Here is a 16,858-nt window from a genome sequence, read left to right as displayed (position 1 = left end):
GTGTTACACAGGTCATTGCGGATGTCTTCGTCGGTGGACTCGCGCCCGCCCGGAGCGTCGACACCGGAACGCTTGCCGGTGCGAGATGATGTCCGAATGTGGAAGCTGCCCCTCTGGTTTGCTGTGCTCGGATGTCTGATCGCTGTCCTCGGCAGTGGTGCAGGGGATATCGCGTTCGGGCCCAATCCTCCCGACATTTTCGACGGCGGGACCAGCTTCGCAGTCCGGTACTACGGTCCGGGTTGGGGGCAGCTGTGGAGAATCGCCGTCGTCGGAGCGGTTCTGGGTGCTCTGATCGGCGGTGTCGCGCACCTCGCGGGGGTGCGAATGACCACGACGGCCGGACACCGCGTCGGACGCGTTGTCGGAGCGGGTCTGGTGGGCGTCGCCCTCGGCCTCGTTCCTGTGTGGGTGTTGCTCGCCGACGCGTTGAGTGAGATGCAGGTCGGGTACAGCGTGGCAGTCGAGACGGTTTCCCTGTTGACGCTGTACGGGATCAGCGCTGTCCTGGCCTATGGTGCAGCGCTGCTTCTGATCTGGTTGGCGTTGCGCGCCGCGGGTGACGGGTTGAGGCGACGCACGACGATGTACGTCGCGTTCGGGCTGCCGGCTGGTGGAATCATTGCAACGGCCTGCGGAGTGGGAACAGCAGCGTTGTTCGATTTCAGTACCCGGCCGTACACCATCGTGGCGTCAACTCTTGTTGTGATGCTTGTTCTTTCGGGCACATTCGCGGCAGCGAGGGTGTGGGCTGTGAGGAGTTCGCCCCCGGGCCGTGCGGCTGGGCCTGCTGCTGCAGAATGACCGTGTGCGTTTCAGAATCGGTACACCGATTCGTATTCGTACCATGGGCCGTCGAGGTGAGTGAAGGAGCTGTCCTCGCTGGCGGATCCGGTCGGTGGATGGTCCGGTGAGTACACCCAGCCGCTCGTGAAGCTGAAGAAGATGGTCGAGTTGTCGACGAAGTAGACCTCGCCTGGCGTGTAGCTGTTCGCACGATCGATGTCGAAGGGCCCGATCTCGAACTCGTCGCGGTACGTGCCGGGGTTCTCCCGAAGGTCGATGGCGATGGCTTCGAACTCGACGCGCTTGTCGAGGAACGTGGTGGAAGGTCCCCACACCACGAACGCGAAAGCGCCGAGGACGACGATGGGCGCAGGCACTACCCACCAGGACCACCGTCGGTCGCGACCCAGCACATAGAGGGTTCGGATGGCCCAGATCAGCCCGGTGACGGCCAGGACTGCGAGGACGACCAGGTGGGCGAGTAGCGGGTCGAGCCAGGTGTGCGCGCCGAACGGCGACGGCCAGAAGTTTCGCTTGACGCAGACCCACACCGCGGCGGCAACCGTGACGAAGGTCAGCAGTATCGGACCAGGCGGCTTGGCCAGGGTCGGCTCGGCCGTCAGCCGCCGATAGACCCAACTGTCGAGCGATGTCCTTCGCGCCATCGAGTCAGCGTATCGGCTCTAGTGTTCGGAGCCGATCTCCTGCATACCGATTGCTCCGAGCAGTTCGAGCTTTTCGTGGGTATCGGTGCCGGGCGCTCCGCGGAAGAGGACGAGCCGTTGCCCGGAGGGCGGGCTGATGACGACGTCGCATTCGCAGTCGAGCAGTCCGACGCGTGGGTGCTGCAACCGCTTTCGGGTTTTCGCTACTGTGTCGACGTCGCCGAGTTCCCAGATCCGCGTGAATTCGTCGCTCTCGCGGTGTAACTCGTCGATCAGGCTGGTTGCACGGGTGTCGTCGGGCCGCCGTGTCACTGCGACGCGGAGGTCGGCGACGTAGTTGCGGCTCAGGTGGTCTCGGTCGTTGGGCGCGTACAGCGCGCGGTAGTCCGGGTCCAGAAACCAGTGCCAGATGAAGTTGGCGTGAAAACCGCTTTCGCCGACGAGTTTGCCGAGCAGTGCGATGTTGAGTGGGTTCTGTCCGACGATGTTGTGCATGTCGTCGGTGATCAATGCCGGCACGCGAGGAGCGAGGGCGTCGAGGACGGTCATCAGCCCCGGGTCGGCGAACCCCAGGGCGACGGCGGGTTCGGGTGGGTAGTGTCCGGCGAGGACGTAGAGGTGGTCGCGTTCGGCGAGGGTCAGGCGTAAGGCGCGTGCGATGGCGCCGAGCATGGCCGGGGATGGTTGCGGTCCCCGGCCTTGCTCGATGCGTTCGTAGTAGTCGGTGGACATGGTCGCCAGCATCGCCACCTCGTCGCGGCGCAATCCCGGTGTTCGACGACGCGGACCGGCGGTCAGGCCGACTTCGGCGGGCCGCAGGCGGTCACGCCGGTTGCGGAGGAACTCTCCGAGTTGCTGCTGCTGAAATTGGGGCATGGCCTGGCAATCTGTGTCAGTGGCTGCGGCCGCTGAGGGCGTGGAGGACCTCGTCGTAACGGCCTTCGGCAGTGGCGTTGCGAAGCCATTTTACGCGCTCGACCAAGATCTCCTTGGCCTCGGGCTGCGCGGCGAGCAGGGACATGACCTCGTCGAGGTACTCGTCGAACGGCATGGCCGACGGGCTGTCTTCTTGGCCCATGAGCGTTGTCTGGACGGCCGGAGGTGCCAACTCGACCACACGGACAGCGGTGTCGGTGAGCTGCACGCGTAGCGATTCGGTGAACGAGTGAACGGCTGCTTTGGTCGCGCTGTAGGTGGGCGTCACGGGGAGGGGAACGAACGCGAGCCCGGAACTGACCGTCATGATCGTGGCACTCGGCTGGGCCTGCAGGTGCGGCAGGAACGCGTGGACGAGACGGATGGTGCCGAGGAGGTTGACGGTGACAGTACGTTCGGCGACGTCGATCGATGCAGGGTCGAGGAGGTTCTCGGGCTCCATGATTCCTGCCATCGTGACCAGGGTGTTCAGTGCCGGGTGCCGCTCGGTGAGGGTGGCTGCAGCGGCGGAGATGGACTCCGTGCTCGACGTGTCGATTTCGACGGTGTCGATTCCCGGATGGGCGGCTGCGATCTCGCGCAACAGCGCTGTTCGACGTCCACCGACGATGACGGTGTTGCCCTCGGCCTGGAGTCGAAGGGCAAGACCGAGGCCGATGCCCGAGGTAGCGCCGGGGATGAAGATCGTGTTGTTTCCGTCTGAGTTCATGCTTCGACTGTGCGCCCGTTCGGGCTACCGAACCACACCCTGCTTATCCCCGGACCGGCGATCCGGGTCTCGAGGCGTTCGGTGGCTCGGGAGAAACGAGAACACCGGCGGTCACCGTTGCCGATGACCGCCGGTGCCAGGTGTTCGGTCGCTCAGATTTCGCCGGTAGGCGCGGTGTCGGAGCTTCCCGAGAACAGCTGAGCGAGCAGAAGCAGAAGGGAAGGGGTGATTTCACTGGACGAAAACACTGTTGAGCTCCTCGAGAGTTGGGGTCGGTGTAGGTAGCGAGATCGGTGATCTGCCGGTACCGGCTCCATTGGTATCAGAGCCAGCACGCACCCGCGACCGGTGCGAGCATAAAAGTCTGAAAGCTTTTGTTTCGCACATGAACCGGCGGATTGTTACCGGCTGCGTATCGGGCTCCAGCGCGGTCTCCGAGCGAGCAAACATGCGCCAGTCTGCTCATAGCCGAAGGGTGCAGTCACCTGACGTCTTTCGGCCGAGGAACGGTGTACAACCAGGTGTGCGTCACTTCGACGGGCGGCGGGTCATCGCCGACGAGCCGGGAATCATGTTGTCGGTGACGCGGGCTTCGAACCCGAAGCGTTCGTACAGCCTTCGGCTCACGGGAGTCGTGGATTCGAGGAAGGCCCCCGCGGAGCCGATGTGGTCCAATCGGTGCTGAATCAACGTGGTGCCGACTCCGGTGCCTCGGGCTCGTGCTGAGGTAGCGATGTCGTGGATGTACCAGTGCGGTTCGTCAGGCCGCTGATCGTCGATCGCTCGATCATGTGCCTGTCCGGCTTCGGTGGGGCTGAAGCTGCCGGATCCTTCGCGGGAGCCGGGAGGTTCCCAGATCAGTGCGCCGAGCAGCTGTCCGTCCTCGTCGACTGCGACATCGACGTGCTCGGGTTCGCTCTCGACCTCGCTTGCGTAGAACTCGGCGAGTGCGCGGCGGCGGGACGATGAATCGGGAAGATGCACCGCCCACACCGGATCGCCCTCGAATGCTTCGCTGAAGATCTCACCGATTTCGCCTGCGTCGGCTGCGGTTCCGGGCCTGATCGTCGCCACGGGTGGATCCTCTCGTCTTGTCTGTGAGTCGGTGCTAGTGGTCCTTCTTCAACTCGTCGGCGAGCGCGAACAGCCGACCGAAGTACTCGTCCTTCAGCACTGAGGTTGCGGCGATCTTCGCTTCGGCGTCGAGCCCGAACTGCAGGTCCACCAACTCGGCACCGATCGTGATACGCCGCTCGTCCAACTGCCGTAGCTCAGCGGACAGGGCCTCGACTTTGGTGGCGGCGTCACTGTGATCGGACATGTCTCGCATCGTAGTGGACTCGTAACCGGCAGAAGCCGAGCGCAAGTTCCGTGAGGCGGCCGCGCGCATTCACCAGGTGGTAGAGCGAATCAATGCCAGGCCCGGTCAGCGTGAGGCGACGCAACTGCACGTCGAGCCCGGCCGGGTTATGACATGCAAAGATTTGGCCGAAATTTTTACATGTACCCGAGATGTGGCAAGTTTCTTGCTACGTCCTCTTGACCTGAACAACCGCTTCCTCCCGATCTTCTGGTCCTGCTGCAGTCCTGCTTCGACGAGTGCAGCCAGCTTGCTGCGCGTCCCAGCTCGCCAGGATCTCCTGTGAGTTCATCCGGCCAACCCGAACCGGCGGAGCCCGTCCGCAAGTTGCTCGGTGCCACCGACGTTGCGGATGGACGGATCCATGGTGGTGCCGTCGAGAATGATGTAGCGCTTGTTCTTCACGGCGGTGAGCTGGCTTGCCACGGGGTCGGATTCGAGGAAAGCGATCTTGGCGGCCGCGCTGTCTCCGTCGCCACCGCGGTCGAGGTCGGCAAGGACGAGGGCGTCGGGATCGCGGTCGTAGACGGCCTCCCAGTTGATCTCGGGCCAGTACTGGTTGCTGTCGGCGAAGGCGTTGGTGGCGCCCACCGCCGACGTCATGAGCCCGGGCGCACCGCAGCAGCCCGCGAGGTATGGAGTGCGGGTGGCGGCGTACCACCAGGCCAGGCTGACGTCCTCGGCACCGAGATCCGTCGTCGCCTCGGCAGCCCGATCACGCAAGCTCGTGACCAGTTCTTCGCCGCGTTCCTCGACCCCGAACAGAGCCGAGACCTCACGGATCTCCGCGTAGAGGTCGTCGAGCGTCAGCGGTCGTGTCTGTTCTGCTTCCTGCCCGCTGCACTCGCTGGGAGATTGGTAGGTTGCAACACCCATCTCGTCGAACCGGTCGCGGCTCGCGATGCCCTCGGAGGTGAAGGTGTAGTCGAAGGTGGCGTAGACGAAGTCCGGGTCTCGATCGAGGACGGTTTCGAACGACGGGAACTCGGCATCGAGGGGTTCGACTTGCGAAAGCGCGTCTTGGAGCTCGGGAAGCACACCGTCGTCGCTGATTGCGTACCCGACCATCCGGTCCTGGAGGCCGAGCGCGAGCAGTAGCTCGGCGGCGGGCTGATTGACGGCAACCGCTCGCTCGATGGGTTCGTCGATAGTGACCGTTCGATCGCAGTTGGTCACAGACGCGGCGGCGCCGTTCTCCGCGGATGCGTCGCCGCTGTCAGAGGAACAGGCAACTGCCGAACCCGCGATCAGGACGGCGAGAACGGTGGTGGTGAATCTGGGTGTGGCCATGCGCATGCAGGAACGCTCGCTTCGTCGGGGACTCGGGTCGCGGAGTCCGTCTCGGTGTGAACACTCCGCCTTCGGCGAAGCGTTGCCGGCCGGTCTTCGGACTCGAATTCATCCCAACGAAGCGCCTTCCCGAGCGTTCGTGCTCAGTGGCGTGTCGCCCCGCCGGTCCTTCTCACCGCTGCGCGTCAGTTCCGGATTCCCACCGGATTCCCTGACCACCTGTTCCCAGGCAGTCTGCTGGCGGAGGAAATTTACCATCGCCCCTCAGGCCTGAGCCGATCCGGCGACGGTCTACCGCCGGAACTATCACGGCTGGGCGACGCCGGTACCGTGCCTCGTCACGCTGCCAGTTCGCTGGCGGCGGCAGAGCCCCGGAGGGCATCCCGCCAACGCCGACGATTACCGACGGCGTTGCCTTCGTCCGGTGTACGGGCGAGGGTCGCGAGCGCATCCCCGACAGGAATCAACCCGGCTCGCTCGCGGTAGGAGAAGGCAGTCAGTTCCGCGCGAGCATGTTCGGGGGAGTAGCCACACAGCCGAACGAGGATCTGGACGTCGTCTTCGATGTGCGTGTGCGGGGCATCGGACATGGTGTCACCTCTTTCGGCTGGGGAGTGCTCATACTCCGGCAACCTGCACAGTAGGGCCACCGTTGCAATCGTGATGATTCATAACCGCCCAATTCGTTGAGTCGACCACCCGAGTTGGTCGCGCGTCCACGTTGCCTTCACCGGCCGTGTCGACCGCTGTAGTCGTATTGCGACGTGCGCCTCCGCGCCTTGTTCCAGACCGGATGTGTTGACGGGGGCCGTAGCGGATATCAGACAGTCCTGTGCAGTGCGTCGACAAGTGGGGAATGCAATGGCGAAAGTGACAGTTTTCGGGATCGGGTATCTGGGCGCGACCCATGCGGCGTGCATGGCCGAGCTCGGGCACGACGTGCTGGGTGTCGACACCGATCAGTCGAAGCTCGCCAAGCTCGTAGCCGGCCAGGTCCCCTTCTACGAGCCTGGCCTAGAAGCAGTCCTTCAGCGCAATATTGCCGCGGGTCGACTGCGCTTCACCTCGTCGTACAGCGAAGCCGCGGAATTCGCTGACATCCACTTTCTGGGTGTTGGGACTCCGCAGAAGCGTGGTGAGTATGCCGCGGACATGAAGTTCGTCGACTCCGTCATCGAGACTCTTGCGCCTTTGCTTACCAGAGCGGCAGTCATCTTTGGAAAATCGACGGTTCCCGTCGGAACAGCGTCCAGGCTCGGCGCCCGTGCTCGCGAACTTGCACCGGCTGGTGACGATGTCGAGGTCGCGTGGAATCCGGAGTTCCTCCGCGAGGGATTTGCCGTGCAGGACACGTTGCACCCCGATCGGATGGTCCTCGGTGTGGACCGGGACCGTCCGGGACGGGCAGAGGGGCTGGCTCGTGAGGTCTACGCCCAGCTTCTCGACGAGCAGATCCCGTTCTTGGTCACCGACCTGGCCACAGCGGAGTTGGTCAAAGCGTCGGCCAACGCCTTCCTGGCCACCAAGATCTCGTTCATCAACGCCATCGCCGAGGTGTGCGAGGCTTCCGGCGCCGACGTGAAGGTTTTGGCGGACGCGATCGGCCACGACGACCGGATTGGCCGCAAGTTTCTGAATGCGGGCATCGGCTTCGGCGGTGGTTGCCTTCCCAAGGACATCAGAGCTTTCATGGCTCGCGCTGGCGAGCTCGGTGCTGATCAGGCCCTGACGTTCCTACGCGAGGTGGACAACATCAACATGCGTCGACGGACGCGCATGGTGGAGCTTGCTCGGGAGGCCTGCGGGTCATTGCTTGGTGCTCGTGTCGCTGTCCTGGGAGCAGCCTTCAAGCCCGACTCCGACGACGTAAGGGACTCTCCCGCCCTGAACGTGGCTGGTCAGATCCAGCTTCAGGGCGCATCCGTGAACGTCTTCGACCCACGGGCAATGGAGAACTCACGTGCACTGTTCCCGACCTTGTCGTACAGCACGACGGCGCTCGAGGCGTGTGAGGGTGCTGACGTTGTGCTTGTTCTTACCGAGTGGAAAGAGTTCAAGGCACTGAAGCCGGCGGACCTCGACGGAGTGGTTCGGTCGAAAACCTTGATCGACGGTCGTAACTGCCTCGACCCGGACGAGTGGCGAGCCGCGGGATGGACTTACCGCGGGCTAGGACGTCCGTAACCGTCCCTGATGCTTGTTTCAGCCCGTTCAAGACGCTGAACTCGGGTTTTGAAGATTGCCAGAAACCAGCGTCATTCATGTGAATTAACAATTCCCATTCGACGTTTGTGCGAGACCCGCAAAACCGGCACAATGGCCGCTTGTGCGAAAACGCACGTCGCATGGAAGGTTTGTCGAAGCATTTGGACGTCTTGTGTAAAAATCAGGCGTACTTGCATGTTTCGACGATGTAAATCAAGCTGACTCATCGAGTCACGCTTGTGAAACTTCCGCAGACATCTGTTGTGCTGCAGTGAAACTCACCAAGCTTGGGCCGGGGTCGAGTTTGCCTGTAACGAAGGTTGAATTTTTGTCGATGCACCTCGCGTCGGGAAATCTCACAAACTTGCCCACGGGCGGGATTGCGGGTGTGGTAAACCAGTTGGGTCGGCGTAATCATTCTGTGATGTGACCCACTTGGAGAGTCGCTTTTCCGATTGCGTGCGAAAATTTGAATGCTCGAGCAGCGGGCAGGTAGCGATCGGTTCCCTCACGTCAGTGCAGATGTGTCGAGCCACGGTTCATTGACGACATTCCGCCGGCCTTCGAGCTGCGGAAGCAGAGTGAGGAGGGGGAGTCGGTGGCAACTATCGGATCAGTGCAGCGGACTCCGGGCGGGGGCACGCTAGAGAAGGCACCGAAGCGTGAGAGACGTCTTACCTCGCGCCGTGTCTGGGAGCATCAGTACGTCGACAGGCTTCGTGTCACGGACGTTGTCGTTGTCGTCGCAGCGGTCGCCGCAGCTCAGTTGATCAGGTTCGGCGAGCTGCAGTCAGAGGGAGCACGCGCCTTCGCGAGCTACACCGGAGTGTCCGTCGTGCTAGCAGCTATCTGGATCTCGTTTCTCGCGATCTTCCGTACCCGCTCGCCCAGGGTCATCGGCAACGGCGCGGAAGAATACCGCCGTATCGTGTCCGCGACGTTCCGACTGTTCGGCGTCATCGCCATTCTGTCGCTTCTCTTCAAGATCGATATCGCTCGGCTGTACTTGGCGATCGCGCTCCCCGTGGGGCTCCTCGGTCTCCTGCTCAGCAGATGGGCGTGGCGCAAGACTGTCGCCGCGAAGCGAAGTAAAGGTCAATATCAGACCGCGGTTCTCATCGTCGGAAGCCGCAAGGCGGCAGTGTCGATGGCAAAGCAGTTCGAGCGCAACCCCGCCGCCGGCTACAGCGTGGTGGGAATGTGCCTGCCCGGTTACGAACCCGAGCGTGATGCCATCACGGTCGACGGGTTCGAGATCCCGATCCTCGGTGACGAGTACAGCGTGGTCGACGCGATCGAAAAGTCCGGCGCCGACACCGTCGCCGTGACCGCTACTGAGCACCTCGGCACCAAGGGCATCCGCAAGATGGTCTGGGACCTCGAAAAGAAGAACGTGGACCTCGTGGTCGCGCCTGGCGTGGTTGACGTGGCCGGCCCGCGATTGGTTATGCGCCCCGTTGCAGGCTTCCCGCTCATCCACGTCGAGAAGCCGCAATACAACGGTGCCACTCGTTTCAGCAAGACTGCTTTCGACTTCGCATTCGCCGGTGCGGTTCTCCTCATGATCACTCCCGTTCTACTGGTTGCAGCGTTGGCCGTGAAGCTCACAAGCCGCGGTCCGGTGTTCTACAAGTCGGAGCGCATGGGCATCGATGGCAAGCCGTTCGACATGATCAAGTTCCGCAGCATGGTCCAGAACGCCGACAAACAGGTCGACGCTCTACTCGCGCAGAACGAGAGCGAGGGCGGCGTGCTGTTCAAGATGCGCGACGACCCAAGGGTTACCAAGGTTGGCAAGTTCATGCGCCGCTTCAGCATCGACGAACTGCCACAGTTCCTGAATGTGCTGAAACGAGAGATGAGTGTTGTCGGTCCCCGGCCGCCGCTACGTCGAGAAGTCGAAACGTACGACGGTGAAGTCCGGCGACGCCTACTGGTGAAGCCCGGTATTACGGGTCTGTGGCAGGTGAGCGGACGGTCGGATCTGTCTTGGGAGGAGACTGTCCGCCTGGATCTCTCCTATGTCGAGAACTGGTCAATGGTTGGCGATCTGCTGATAATAGCCAAGACAGTCAAGGCCGTGGCAGGTAGTGACGGTGCATATTAACCGCTCGTGCCACGTGCTTCACTGGAAAATTATGATTGATGGGGAAAAGTGAAGCAGCGCACGGTCTTGCACATCACGGAGGCACTCGGAGGCGGAGTCCGATCAGCAATAGTCAATTATATCGAGGCTTGCCCAGACTTTCGTCATATTGTGGTCGCACGTGAACGGCCGGGCCAAGAAACTTACGACTGGCCACCCAACACCGACTCTATAATAGTTGAAGGCTCTTTGCCTAAGTTCGTTTTATATTCACTAAGAAAGCTAACCAAATATTCACCTGACATTGTGCATCTTCACTCCAGTCACGCGGGAGTGTTGCGTGGTCTTATAAAGCAACGGGTCGCGATCGTGTATTCACCGCACTGCTTTGGTATGGAGAGACGGGATATTAGCTACATCAACCGGTGGGCAATTCGAAAAGTCGAATCTATCTTGCTTAAAGCACGTAAGCAGGTGTTGGCAGCAGTCAGTCCCTATGAGGCGCGCCTTGCGGCAGAGTTAGCGCCAAGAGCATCTATTACCATTGTCCCGAATCCGGCACCAAAGATATTTGCCAGTGTTGGTGTCGTCGAGCGGTCTGACACCGTCGTAGCGGTAGGACGAATATGTGCTCAAAAGGATCCCGACCTTTTTGCGCAGGCAGCGCGCGCAAATAGGAAACTAAACCTAAAGTTTGTGTGGATAGGCAGCGGGGACCCAGACTCAACTACTAGACTCAGGGAGTCCGGAGTACATGTAACCGGGTGGATTCAGCCCAGCGAGGCGCTGAAAATATTGGCTGAATGTTCTTTGTATGTGCATACAGCTAAATGGGAAGGCGCACCGATCTCTTCGATAGAGGCCGCAAGTCTCGGTCTACCGGTGTTGGCGCGAGCAATACCAAGCATGGTCAGCCTCGGCTACGCAACATTCGGAGAGTCCGATGCAGAATTGGCTACTGCAATGAAGCTATTTTTTCAAGACGAGAACTACAAGAACCAGGTCTTGTTCCAAACGGGAGAAGTCGCACGTCATAATAGCTTTGACCAAATGTCAATTGCACTGCGGCTCGCCTATTCAAAAGCGATCGATCTGGCCGCCGAAAACTCACGCGCAACTGCGCGGTTACGCAGGGGATGCACTGTGCATGAAAGTTTGCCTCGCGTTCTGAAGAATGGCCCCCGACAATGATGAACTTAATTGTGTGCTCGACTCCACAGGGCGGGCATATCGAGCATGCGTTGAACCTGGCGGCCGCGATGGTTACGCGTAGCAAGATGGACGTTGTTGTACTTACCCGGTCTGGAGCGGGCGACTACATGCACGGCAAACTTCCTGAGCGTGTACGTCTAATCGAGATCTTTGCGGCCGCCGACCTCTCGTATGCTGATGGACTGAGTAAGCGTGTCCGGACTTTCATGAAGGAAAATTACCGTTTGCTGTGCTGGTCACGCACGGCTGGCGTCATAAATGTGGTTCTATTTGAGGAGCCAAGATTCCCGGTTCTGTCTCTCGTACGCGCTAATCGAAAAGTGCTCTTCGCCCACAATGCAAAGATGCACGCATCGGGCGCGCTGTCTATTAGAACCAGGCTCAAAGAGTGGCTACAGATAAGGCTAATTAACAGCTGCCACGCGGTTATCACGCACGGCAACCAACAGGCGAAGCTGTTATCTAGCCTGGTCCCAAAGAGCACTGTGGCCACAGTTCCACTGCCGACTATAGGATGGGTAGAACAGACTCGCCAGCTAGTCGATAAGTCGACCAACGATAACGAAAATTACCTGCTGGCCATTGGAGAGATTCGGTGGAACAAGGGCTTCGATTTGGCAGCACGGGCAGCGGTGAAACTTGGGCTGGCAATCAAGGTCGCGGGTAAAGTGATTGACGCCGACCAAGACGAAGCGCTTAAATCTTTGCAGGAGTCATCTCCAGATCTTGTGCATTATACTCCGGGATTTCTGGACCAAAATTTGTTTGAAAGTCTCGTGAGGAATGCGTCCGTAATCGTATTGCCATACCGGGAGTTTCAGGCGCAAAGCGGTATAATTGAGCATGCAAGGCGTCATCAAAAGCCTGTGGTGTGTAGCGACCTCCCTTCTTTGTTGGAGCAATGCGGGTCGGACTGGCCGGTATGGTTCAAGAATGGGGACAGTAGCGACCTTGAGAGCGCATTGCTCAGAGCAATGAGCAAGGAGATCGACATTCGAGACTTGAAGACCGACTCAAGTTGGGAGGCGGTCGCGGATGCAGTCCTCGGCGAAACCTTCTCGGAAGCATTCTAGGATGCGTAGCTTACTTGCTTCTGTGGTCATCTTAGCGGCATTTATGCCGTATTTAGCGATTCCAGTTGGTTCAAACAGTCACGTACCGATTTGCGTAATTGCAGCGGCGATATGGCTTGCTACATCAAGACTCACAGCGCCGAGTTTGCGAGTTTCGTACTTCCTTCTAGCTCCGATGATATCGGTATTTGCTGGGGTGCTAATGTTTGTCCCTCAGGCACCCTCGGCGATACTTGGATCCTTGTTGTTCACCTTATGGGCAATACCAATATTTGCTGTTTACGACATGATGCGGACCAGCTATTTCGAAGTGGTCGTGAGGGCGCTCAAGTTCGGCCTAGCTGTGTCTGCGTTGTTTGCGGTGTGGCAATCATTCAAGATTGGACAAGGTGTAATACCATTTGCTGAAATGTACGATCTTGCTGGATACCCACAAGCGCAGGGTACAGGTAGCGGCGGAGTCTACTCGACGCAAAGACCCTATGGTTGGTTTCCTGAACCATCATTCCTTGCAGGCAGTCTATGCCTGGGTGTTGCTGCTCTTCTTAGTTGCGAAAAAGCGACGAAGGATAAACTGAGCAAGGCTACGTGGATAATCCTACTCGTATGCGTAGTTGTGGGGGTCCAAACTAGGTCCGGCGTGTTTATCGCTTGCATATGCCCTCTCACCGTGTTTGCTCTAAGCTCCAAACAAATGGGAAGACGAGCCCTTGTATTGACGTTGATTCCAGCGGTTGGTGCATATACCGCGCTGCAGGTCTACCAAAGCCGGGTATCAGAAGCTCAATGGTCATGGGGTGACCGGTGGGCTTCCACCTATGGGGCGTTGAGGTATGCATTCCTGGATGCCAGGACCGCACTTGTTGGGCTCGGACGTGACTCATCGGCATATCTGTTTTCTCAGAACAAGATACCTGTTCTGGATCTAGACCCCACCTACTTACCAAGAGGCGTCTACAGCATTACGGTGAGGTACATTGCCGAGGGCGGAATCGTATTCGGTCTTGTTCCACTGCTCCTGCTTACTCTGTTGGCCTACCGATCCCTGCGCCAACATTTATCCGTCATTCAGGCATTATGTGCGACTATCACAGCGCTAGTAGTACCGACTCTGGCTATTTCGTACGACACCGCGAGCTTGGTCTGGATCACGATAGGCGTATTTGTAGGTGTGCCGTTCATAAATTCTTCGACGATAGAAGCGAAATATTGGTCAGGTCGCGATCAACCGAAGGAGGTGTGGGTATGAAAGTTCTCCACATTATTAATGACTCAGGATTGGGCGGCGCGCAGACGCTAATTGAGAACTTGGCCATCGAAGGTCGAAACAGTGGTGTCGAGGTTCACTGTGTAGTGCTTTCAACACCGGGAAAGTTGGCGCCGCGACTGGAAAGAGCTTGTTCTTCAGTAAAGCACCTGAGCATTCAGCGGTCATCGTGGCGCATCGACACGGCATTGAAAAAATTGGTCAAAGAGATTCGGTTCGTGAATCCCGACGTAGTGCAGTCTCATTTGCTGCAGTCAGATTTGATCAGCTCACTCGCACTTTTGATTTTTAGGAAGAAGCCACTTCTTTGGACAATCCATTCATCAGGTTATGGGGACGGTGACCGCTTTAGAACCAGGGTCCTCGCACGAGTCATTCGCTTTGCTTCATTTCGCGTCGACAGGGTCATTTCCTGCACGGCAGCGGCTAGTAAGTTCTCCATAGAGACAGGTATATCTAAACAAAAAATTGTCGAGATACCCAATGGTGTCGTGATGCCGACGGCGCAACTTCGCAAGGGTGAGACCGGCGACCTCGTTCATGTTGGTCGTCCGCATCTGATGAAAGACCATTCGACGCTTCTTTTGGCGTTCAGCCGGATAGCAAAGAGTTGGCCAAGCTGTGGTCTGACTTTCATCGGCGTGGATAAGTCAGAACTCGACGTACTAAACAGAGGGGGGGTCGATATCGACCAACTACCCATCACAGCACTGGGTGCTTTGTCGGATCCTATTCCCGTGATACGAACGTCTAAATTTCTGATTATATCTAGCGCTTACGGCGAGGCGCTCCCTATGGTTGGAATTGAGGCCTTGTCGTATGGCGTTCCTGTTTTAACTACGAACGTCGGATCATGTTCGTTGTTGGCGGCGGAGTCGTGGATGGTGTGCGCGCCTAGGGACAGTGATGGTCTGGCAGATTTGATTAGAAAGGCGTTGGCACTCACTGACACCGAATATGATGCGTTATCCATCAAGGCCCGATTGAAAGCGGAAAGTAGCTTCAACATTCGGAACACCGCTGCATCATATGCGACTGTTTACTCCTCGGTGGTTGAGAGCGCATGACGACTTGGGCTGTTGGGCTTGTGGACTATAACTCATCGGACTCGACTAATAGGTGTATAGAGACGGTCCTCAAGTCAAAACATAGTGGCGATTTTTTGCACATACTTGTTGTTGACAATTCGCAAACCTACATATCCAGCAACAAGATGGTTAAAATTGTCCATCCTGGCTCAAACTTGGGCTATGCTGGTGCTGTTAACTTGTTGATGCATGCTGCAAGAGTGTTAGACGTCGATTATCTGTGGATTCTGAATAACGATTGCGAGGTTAGCGGTGACGCGATCGAGCAATATGAAAAGGCCGATAAACGAGAGAATTACGACCTCTACACATCTTTCTCTACATTCGGGGATCACCGAACCATCTGGTACGGCGGTGGATGGGTAGACCGGCGCAGTGGCAGAACATCTCATCTTCTATACGGTCAAGATATCGAGTCTCATCGCGCTGGTACTGTCGAGGAAACATCCTGGGCGTCGGGTGCAAACATCGTCGTACCCAAAAGGACACTCGTCAGAGCAGTGGATTGGCGAAATGACTTCTTCTTATACCTCGAAGAGCTGCAGTGGCAGATGGAATCCGGATATACGGTCGGCCTAATTTCCGACAACCTGGTTGTGCATCACGCGGGGTCGTCCACGAATGCGGTGTCGTCTGATCTCGAATTCTTTTTCAGCGCCCGTAACCGCATCAAGCTATATCCGACTTTGCGCAGTCCGTCGATTTTGGTTTTCGGTTTGCATTGGGTAATTGACTTCCTTGTGCGGCCGCTAAAGCGATTCAAATTCCGTAGATTGCTGCTCGCAGCACTTTCTCCATTGGCCGTCGTTTTGCCTGGCGATCGTGTAATCGAAGTGTGCAGGGCGGTCGGTAGTAGATGAATAAGGGGCTGCATCTAAGGTCGGCGACAGGTCTGAGAAGAATAGTGCGTCTTTTGGACGCGCCAGTTGCATTGACCTACAGTCGGATTTTGTCTGCGTTGTTCGGTCTAGCAACGGCGCCAATAGTTGCTCGTGCGCTGGGGCCGGCAGACCGCGGATACGTCGCAGCGCTGCTGGCTGTTCTGGCCATTTCGCCGATTATTCTTGCACTCGGAGTTCCTTTAGCAATTCGCAGGCGAGTATCTGTCACCGCCTCCCCCGCGGGTGTTGTGAGTTCGGCACGCGTGATCAGTGCTATTGCGTCGTTACCTGGTATTGGTGTGGCCTTTGCTCTTGTGGAGACGCTTCTTCGTGATCTCCCATTTGGTGTGAAAGTCGCGTTTCTCTGCGGGATGGGCATTCTTCCGTTAGCAATCTCGTGGATGATCGATGTTAACGTTCTAGTCGCTCGAAAGAAGTATCTTAGGGTAGCGGTCGTTCAGTCGGTCCAGGCGGTTGTATTTTTTGTTGGCGTTGTTGCTCTATCGGTTTTTTCGTGCGTGAGTATGTTGTCAGTTGTTGTTCTCAACACTGTCTCGGTGGTACTCACCTGCGTGGTGGCTATAGCTCTAAATCCGATGGGATGGACTTCGTCTCCGACCGAGTTGGCATCTCTACTTGGCGAGGGTTGTCGCTTGGTGGGCAGCCAGGCTGCTGAAGTCGCTACACACCGCCTGGATCAGGTGTTGGTGCTGCCACTCATTGGCGCAGCTTCGGCCGGACAGTATGCAATTGCGGTTACAATAGCAGGTTTACCAATTCCTGTAGCCCACGCACTTGGAGCTTCTAGGTTTTCCGAGATGGCGAAAGCTGCCGGTCGGTCTAAGTCAATGTTGGAGGAGACCGTTGGGTCGAGCATCATGGTCGGGCTGACGCTGTCAATAGCACTGGGCATCGCATCTCCGTTTTTAATACCGATTATCTTTGGTCCTGCTTTTCGTGCGTCGATACCGGTCGCTCTAATTGCGCTTGTTGGATCAGTAGCGGTCGTAGGCGGATACGTTTGCTCTTTGGCCTTGGCTGCCGAGAATCGGGGTATTGCAATGACGCTATGTCAGCTTTTGGGCCTAGCAACAAGTGTCCTTCTGCTTTTTCTTCTAGCCTCTGATTTTGGTGCCATTGGCGCGGCTATTGCCTCTTCATTCGGTTTCGTCGTTACACTTTTTCTTTTAATGCGATGTCTGCGCCTTGGGGTTCGCACATTTGCTTTTGACCGGGCAATGCTGTGGGCGGGAATTGGGATGATTTTTAGGAAATAGTGGTCTACGGTTCATCTTTGTCT

The 16,858-nt window shown here is 58.1% G+C and carries 16 protein-coding genes and 1 riboswitch; of the genes, 9 read left to right on the top strand and 7 right to left on the bottom strand.

Going from position 1 to position 16,858, the window contains the following annotated elements:
* Positions 1 to 96 precede the first annotated feature (96 nt).
* Positions 97 to 804: a hypothetical protein gene (locus CH289_RS05680; RefSeq protein ID WP_094727540.1), complete on the top strand. Its 708-nt coding sequence runs from the start codon at positions 97 to 99 to the stop codon at positions 802 to 804.
* An 11-nt stretch (positions 805 to 815) separates the two neighbouring features.
* Here CH289_RS05680 and CH289_RS05675 read toward each other — a convergent pair whose 3' ends face one another.
* The 7 genes from CH289_RS05675 to CH289_RS05645 all read right to left on the bottom strand — a co-directional run bounded on the left by CH289_RS05675 (position 816) and on the right by CH289_RS05645 (position 6,336).
* The gene (locus tag CH289_RS05675) at positions 816 to 1,451 is read right to left on the bottom strand and encodes a DUF1109 domain-containing protein (protein ID WP_094727539.1); all 636 of its coding nucleotides are present in this window, start codon (positions 1,449 to 1,451) and stop codon (positions 816 to 818) included.
* A gap of 18 nt (positions 1,452 to 1,469) precedes the next feature.
* The gene (locus CH289_RS05670) at positions 1,470 to 2,327 is read right to left on the bottom strand and encodes a helix-turn-helix transcriptional regulator (protein WP_094727538.1); all 858 of its coding nucleotides are present in this window, start codon (positions 2,325 to 2,327) and stop codon (positions 1,470 to 1,472) included.
* Positions 2,328 to 2,343: 16 nt separating this feature from the next.
* Positions 2,344 to 3,096 carry an SDR family oxidoreductase gene (locus CH289_RS05665; RefSeq protein ID WP_094727537.1) on the bottom strand — a complete coding sequence of 251 codons (753 nt, stop codon included), beginning with the start codon at positions 3,094 to 3,096 and terminating at the stop codon, positions 2,344 to 2,346.
* Between the two features lie 528 nt (positions 3,097 to 3,624).
* The gene (locus CH289_RS05660) at positions 3,625 to 4,170 is read right to left on the bottom strand and encodes a GNAT family N-acetyltransferase (protein WP_094727536.1); all 546 of its coding nucleotides are present in this window, start codon (positions 4,168 to 4,170) and stop codon (positions 3,625 to 3,627) included.
* Between the two features lie 34 nt (positions 4,171 to 4,204).
* Entirely contained in the window at positions 4,205 to 4,417 is a 213-nt protein-coding gene (locus tag CH289_RS05655) for a P-loop NTPase family protein (protein ID WP_037158591.1), read from the bottom strand.
* A 327-nt stretch (positions 4,418 to 4,744) separates the two neighbouring features.
* Positions 4,745 to 5,752, bottom strand: a complete 1,008-nt coding sequence (locus tag CH289_RS05650; RefSeq protein WP_094727535.1) for an ABC transporter substrate-binding protein — start codon at positions 5,750 to 5,752, stop codon at positions 4,745 to 4,747.
* A 64-nt stretch (positions 5,753 to 5,816) separates the two neighbouring features.
* A riboswitch (cobalamin riboswitch) is annotated at positions 5,817 to 6,003 on the bottom strand.
* A gap of 81 nt (positions 6,004 to 6,084) precedes the next feature.
* Positions 6,085 to 6,336 (bottom strand): hypothetical protein, encoded by a 252-nt coding sequence (locus tag CH289_RS05645; protein WP_037111756.1) that lies wholly within the window; start codon positions 6,334 to 6,336, stop codon positions 6,085 to 6,087.
* A 271-nt stretch (positions 6,337 to 6,607) separates the two neighbouring features.
* On the opposite strand from CH289_RS05645, the gene CH289_RS05640 reads away from it, so the two are divergent.
* The 8 genes from CH289_RS05640 to CH289_RS05610 all read left to right on the top strand — a co-directional run bounded on the left by CH289_RS05640 (position 6,608) and on the right by CH289_RS05610 (position 16,835).
* Positions 6,608 to 7,930 (top strand): UDP-glucose dehydrogenase family protein, encoded by a 1,323-nt coding sequence (locus tag CH289_RS05640; RefSeq protein ID WP_037111754.1) that lies wholly within the window; start codon positions 6,608 to 6,610, stop codon positions 7,928 to 7,930.
* A 619-nt stretch (positions 7,931 to 8,549) separates the two neighbouring features.
* Positions 8,550 to 10,058 (top strand): sugar transferase, encoded by a 1,509-nt coding sequence (locus CH289_RS05635; RefSeq protein ID WP_462052392.1) that lies wholly within the window; start codon positions 8,550 to 8,552, stop codon positions 10,056 to 10,058.
* 48 nt (positions 10,059 to 10,106) lie between these two features.
* The gene (locus CH289_RS05630; RefSeq protein WP_094727533.1) at positions 10,107 to 11,228 is read left to right on the top strand and encodes a glycosyltransferase; all 1,122 of its coding nucleotides are present in this window, start codon (positions 10,107 to 10,109) and stop codon (positions 11,226 to 11,228) included.
* Positions 11,225 to 12,322: a glycosyltransferase family protein gene (locus CH289_RS05625; RefSeq protein WP_094727532.1), complete on the top strand. Its 1,098-nt coding sequence runs from the start codon at positions 11,225 to 11,227 to the stop codon at positions 12,320 to 12,322. The genes CH289_RS05630 and CH289_RS05625 overlap by 4 nt, the downstream gene beginning before the upstream one ends.
* A gap of 1 nt (position 12,323) precedes the next feature.
* Complete coding sequence (locus CH289_RS28180) at positions 12,324 to 13,571, top strand: hypothetical protein (RefSeq protein ID WP_179276746.1); 1,248 nt, start codon at positions 12,324 to 12,326, stop codon at positions 13,569 to 13,571.
* The gene (locus CH289_RS05620) at positions 13,568 to 14,656 is read left to right on the top strand and encodes a glycosyltransferase (RefSeq protein WP_179276745.1); all 1,089 of its coding nucleotides are present in this window, start codon (positions 13,568 to 13,570) and stop codon (positions 14,654 to 14,656) included. Before CH289_RS28180 ends, CH289_RS05620 begins: the two co-directional genes overlap by 4 nt.
* Positions 14,653 to 15,537, top strand: a complete 885-nt coding sequence (locus CH289_RS05615) for a glycosyltransferase family 2 protein (protein ID WP_094727530.1) — start codon at positions 14,653 to 14,655, stop codon at positions 15,535 to 15,537. Before CH289_RS05620 ends, CH289_RS05615 begins: the two co-directional genes overlap by 4 nt.
* A complete protein-coding gene (locus CH289_RS05610; protein WP_094727529.1) occupies positions 15,534 to 16,835 on the top strand; it encodes an oligosaccharide flippase family protein in 1,302 nt (433 codons plus the stop codon). Before CH289_RS05615 ends, CH289_RS05610 begins: the two co-directional genes overlap by 4 nt.
* Positions 16,836 to 16,858 lie beyond the last annotated feature (23 nt).

This window comes from Rhodococcus sp. RS1C4 (genome assembly GCF_002258225.1).
GTDB lineage: Bacteria > Actinomycetota > Actinomycetes > Mycobacteriales > Mycobacteriaceae > Rhodococcoides > Rhodococcoides fascians_E.
Note: the sequence above shows the minus strand (reverse complement) of the source record. Positions and strands in the feature narration are given on the sequence as shown.

What these genes read in the sequence shown, in the direction of transcription:
- CH289_RS05680 (WP_094727540.1), top strand. Translation starts at nt 97, where the DNA reads ATGTGGAAGCTGCCCCTCTGGTTTGCTGTGCTCGGATGTCTGATCGCT.
- CH289_RS05675 (WP_094727539.1), bottom strand. Translation starts at nt 1,451, where the DNA reads ATGGCGCGAAGGACATCGCTCGACAGTTGGGTCTATCGGCGGCTGACG.
- CH289_RS05670 (WP_094727538.1), bottom strand. Translation starts at nt 2,327, where the DNA reads ATGCCCCAATTTCAGCAGCAGCAACTCGGAGAGTTCCTCCGCAACCGG.
- CH289_RS05665 (WP_094727537.1), bottom strand. Translation starts at nt 3,096, where the DNA reads ATGAACTCAGACGGAAACAACACGATCTTCATCCCCGGCGCTACCTCG.
- CH289_RS05655 (WP_037158591.1), bottom strand. Translation starts at nt 4,417, where the DNA reads ATGTCCGATCACAGTGACGCCGCCACCAAAGTCGAGGCCCTGTCCGCT.
- CH289_RS05650 (WP_094727535.1), bottom strand. Translation starts at nt 5,752, where the DNA reads ATGCGCATGGCCACACCCAGATTCACCACCACCGTTCTCGCCGTCCTG.
- CH289_RS05645 (WP_037111756.1), bottom strand. Translation starts at nt 6,336, where the DNA reads ATGTCCGATGCCCCGCACACGCACATCGAAGACGACGTCCAGATCCTC.
- CH289_RS05640 (WP_037111754.1), top strand. Translation starts at nt 6,608, where the DNA reads ATGGCGAAAGTGACAGTTTTCGGGATCGGGTATCTGGGCGCGACCCAT.
- CH289_RS05625 (WP_094727532.1), top strand. Translation starts at nt 11,225, where the DNA reads ATGATGAACTTAATTGTGTGCTCGACTCCACAGGGCGGGCATATCGAG.
- CH289_RS28180 (WP_179276746.1), top strand. Translation starts at nt 12,324, where the DNA reads ATGCGTAGCTTACTTGCTTCTGTGGTCATCTTAGCGGCATTTATGCCG.
- CH289_RS05620 (WP_179276745.1), top strand. Translation starts at nt 13,568, where the DNA reads ATGAAAGTTCTCCACATTATTAATGACTCAGGATTGGGCGGCGCGCAG.
- CH289_RS05615 (WP_094727530.1), top strand. Translation starts at nt 14,653, where the DNA reads ATGACGACTTGGGCTGTTGGGCTTGTGGACTATAACTCATCGGACTCG.
- CH289_RS05610 (WP_094727529.1), top strand. Translation starts at nt 15,534, where the DNA reads ATGAATAAGGGGCTGCATCTAAGGTCGGCGACAGGTCTGAGAAGAATA.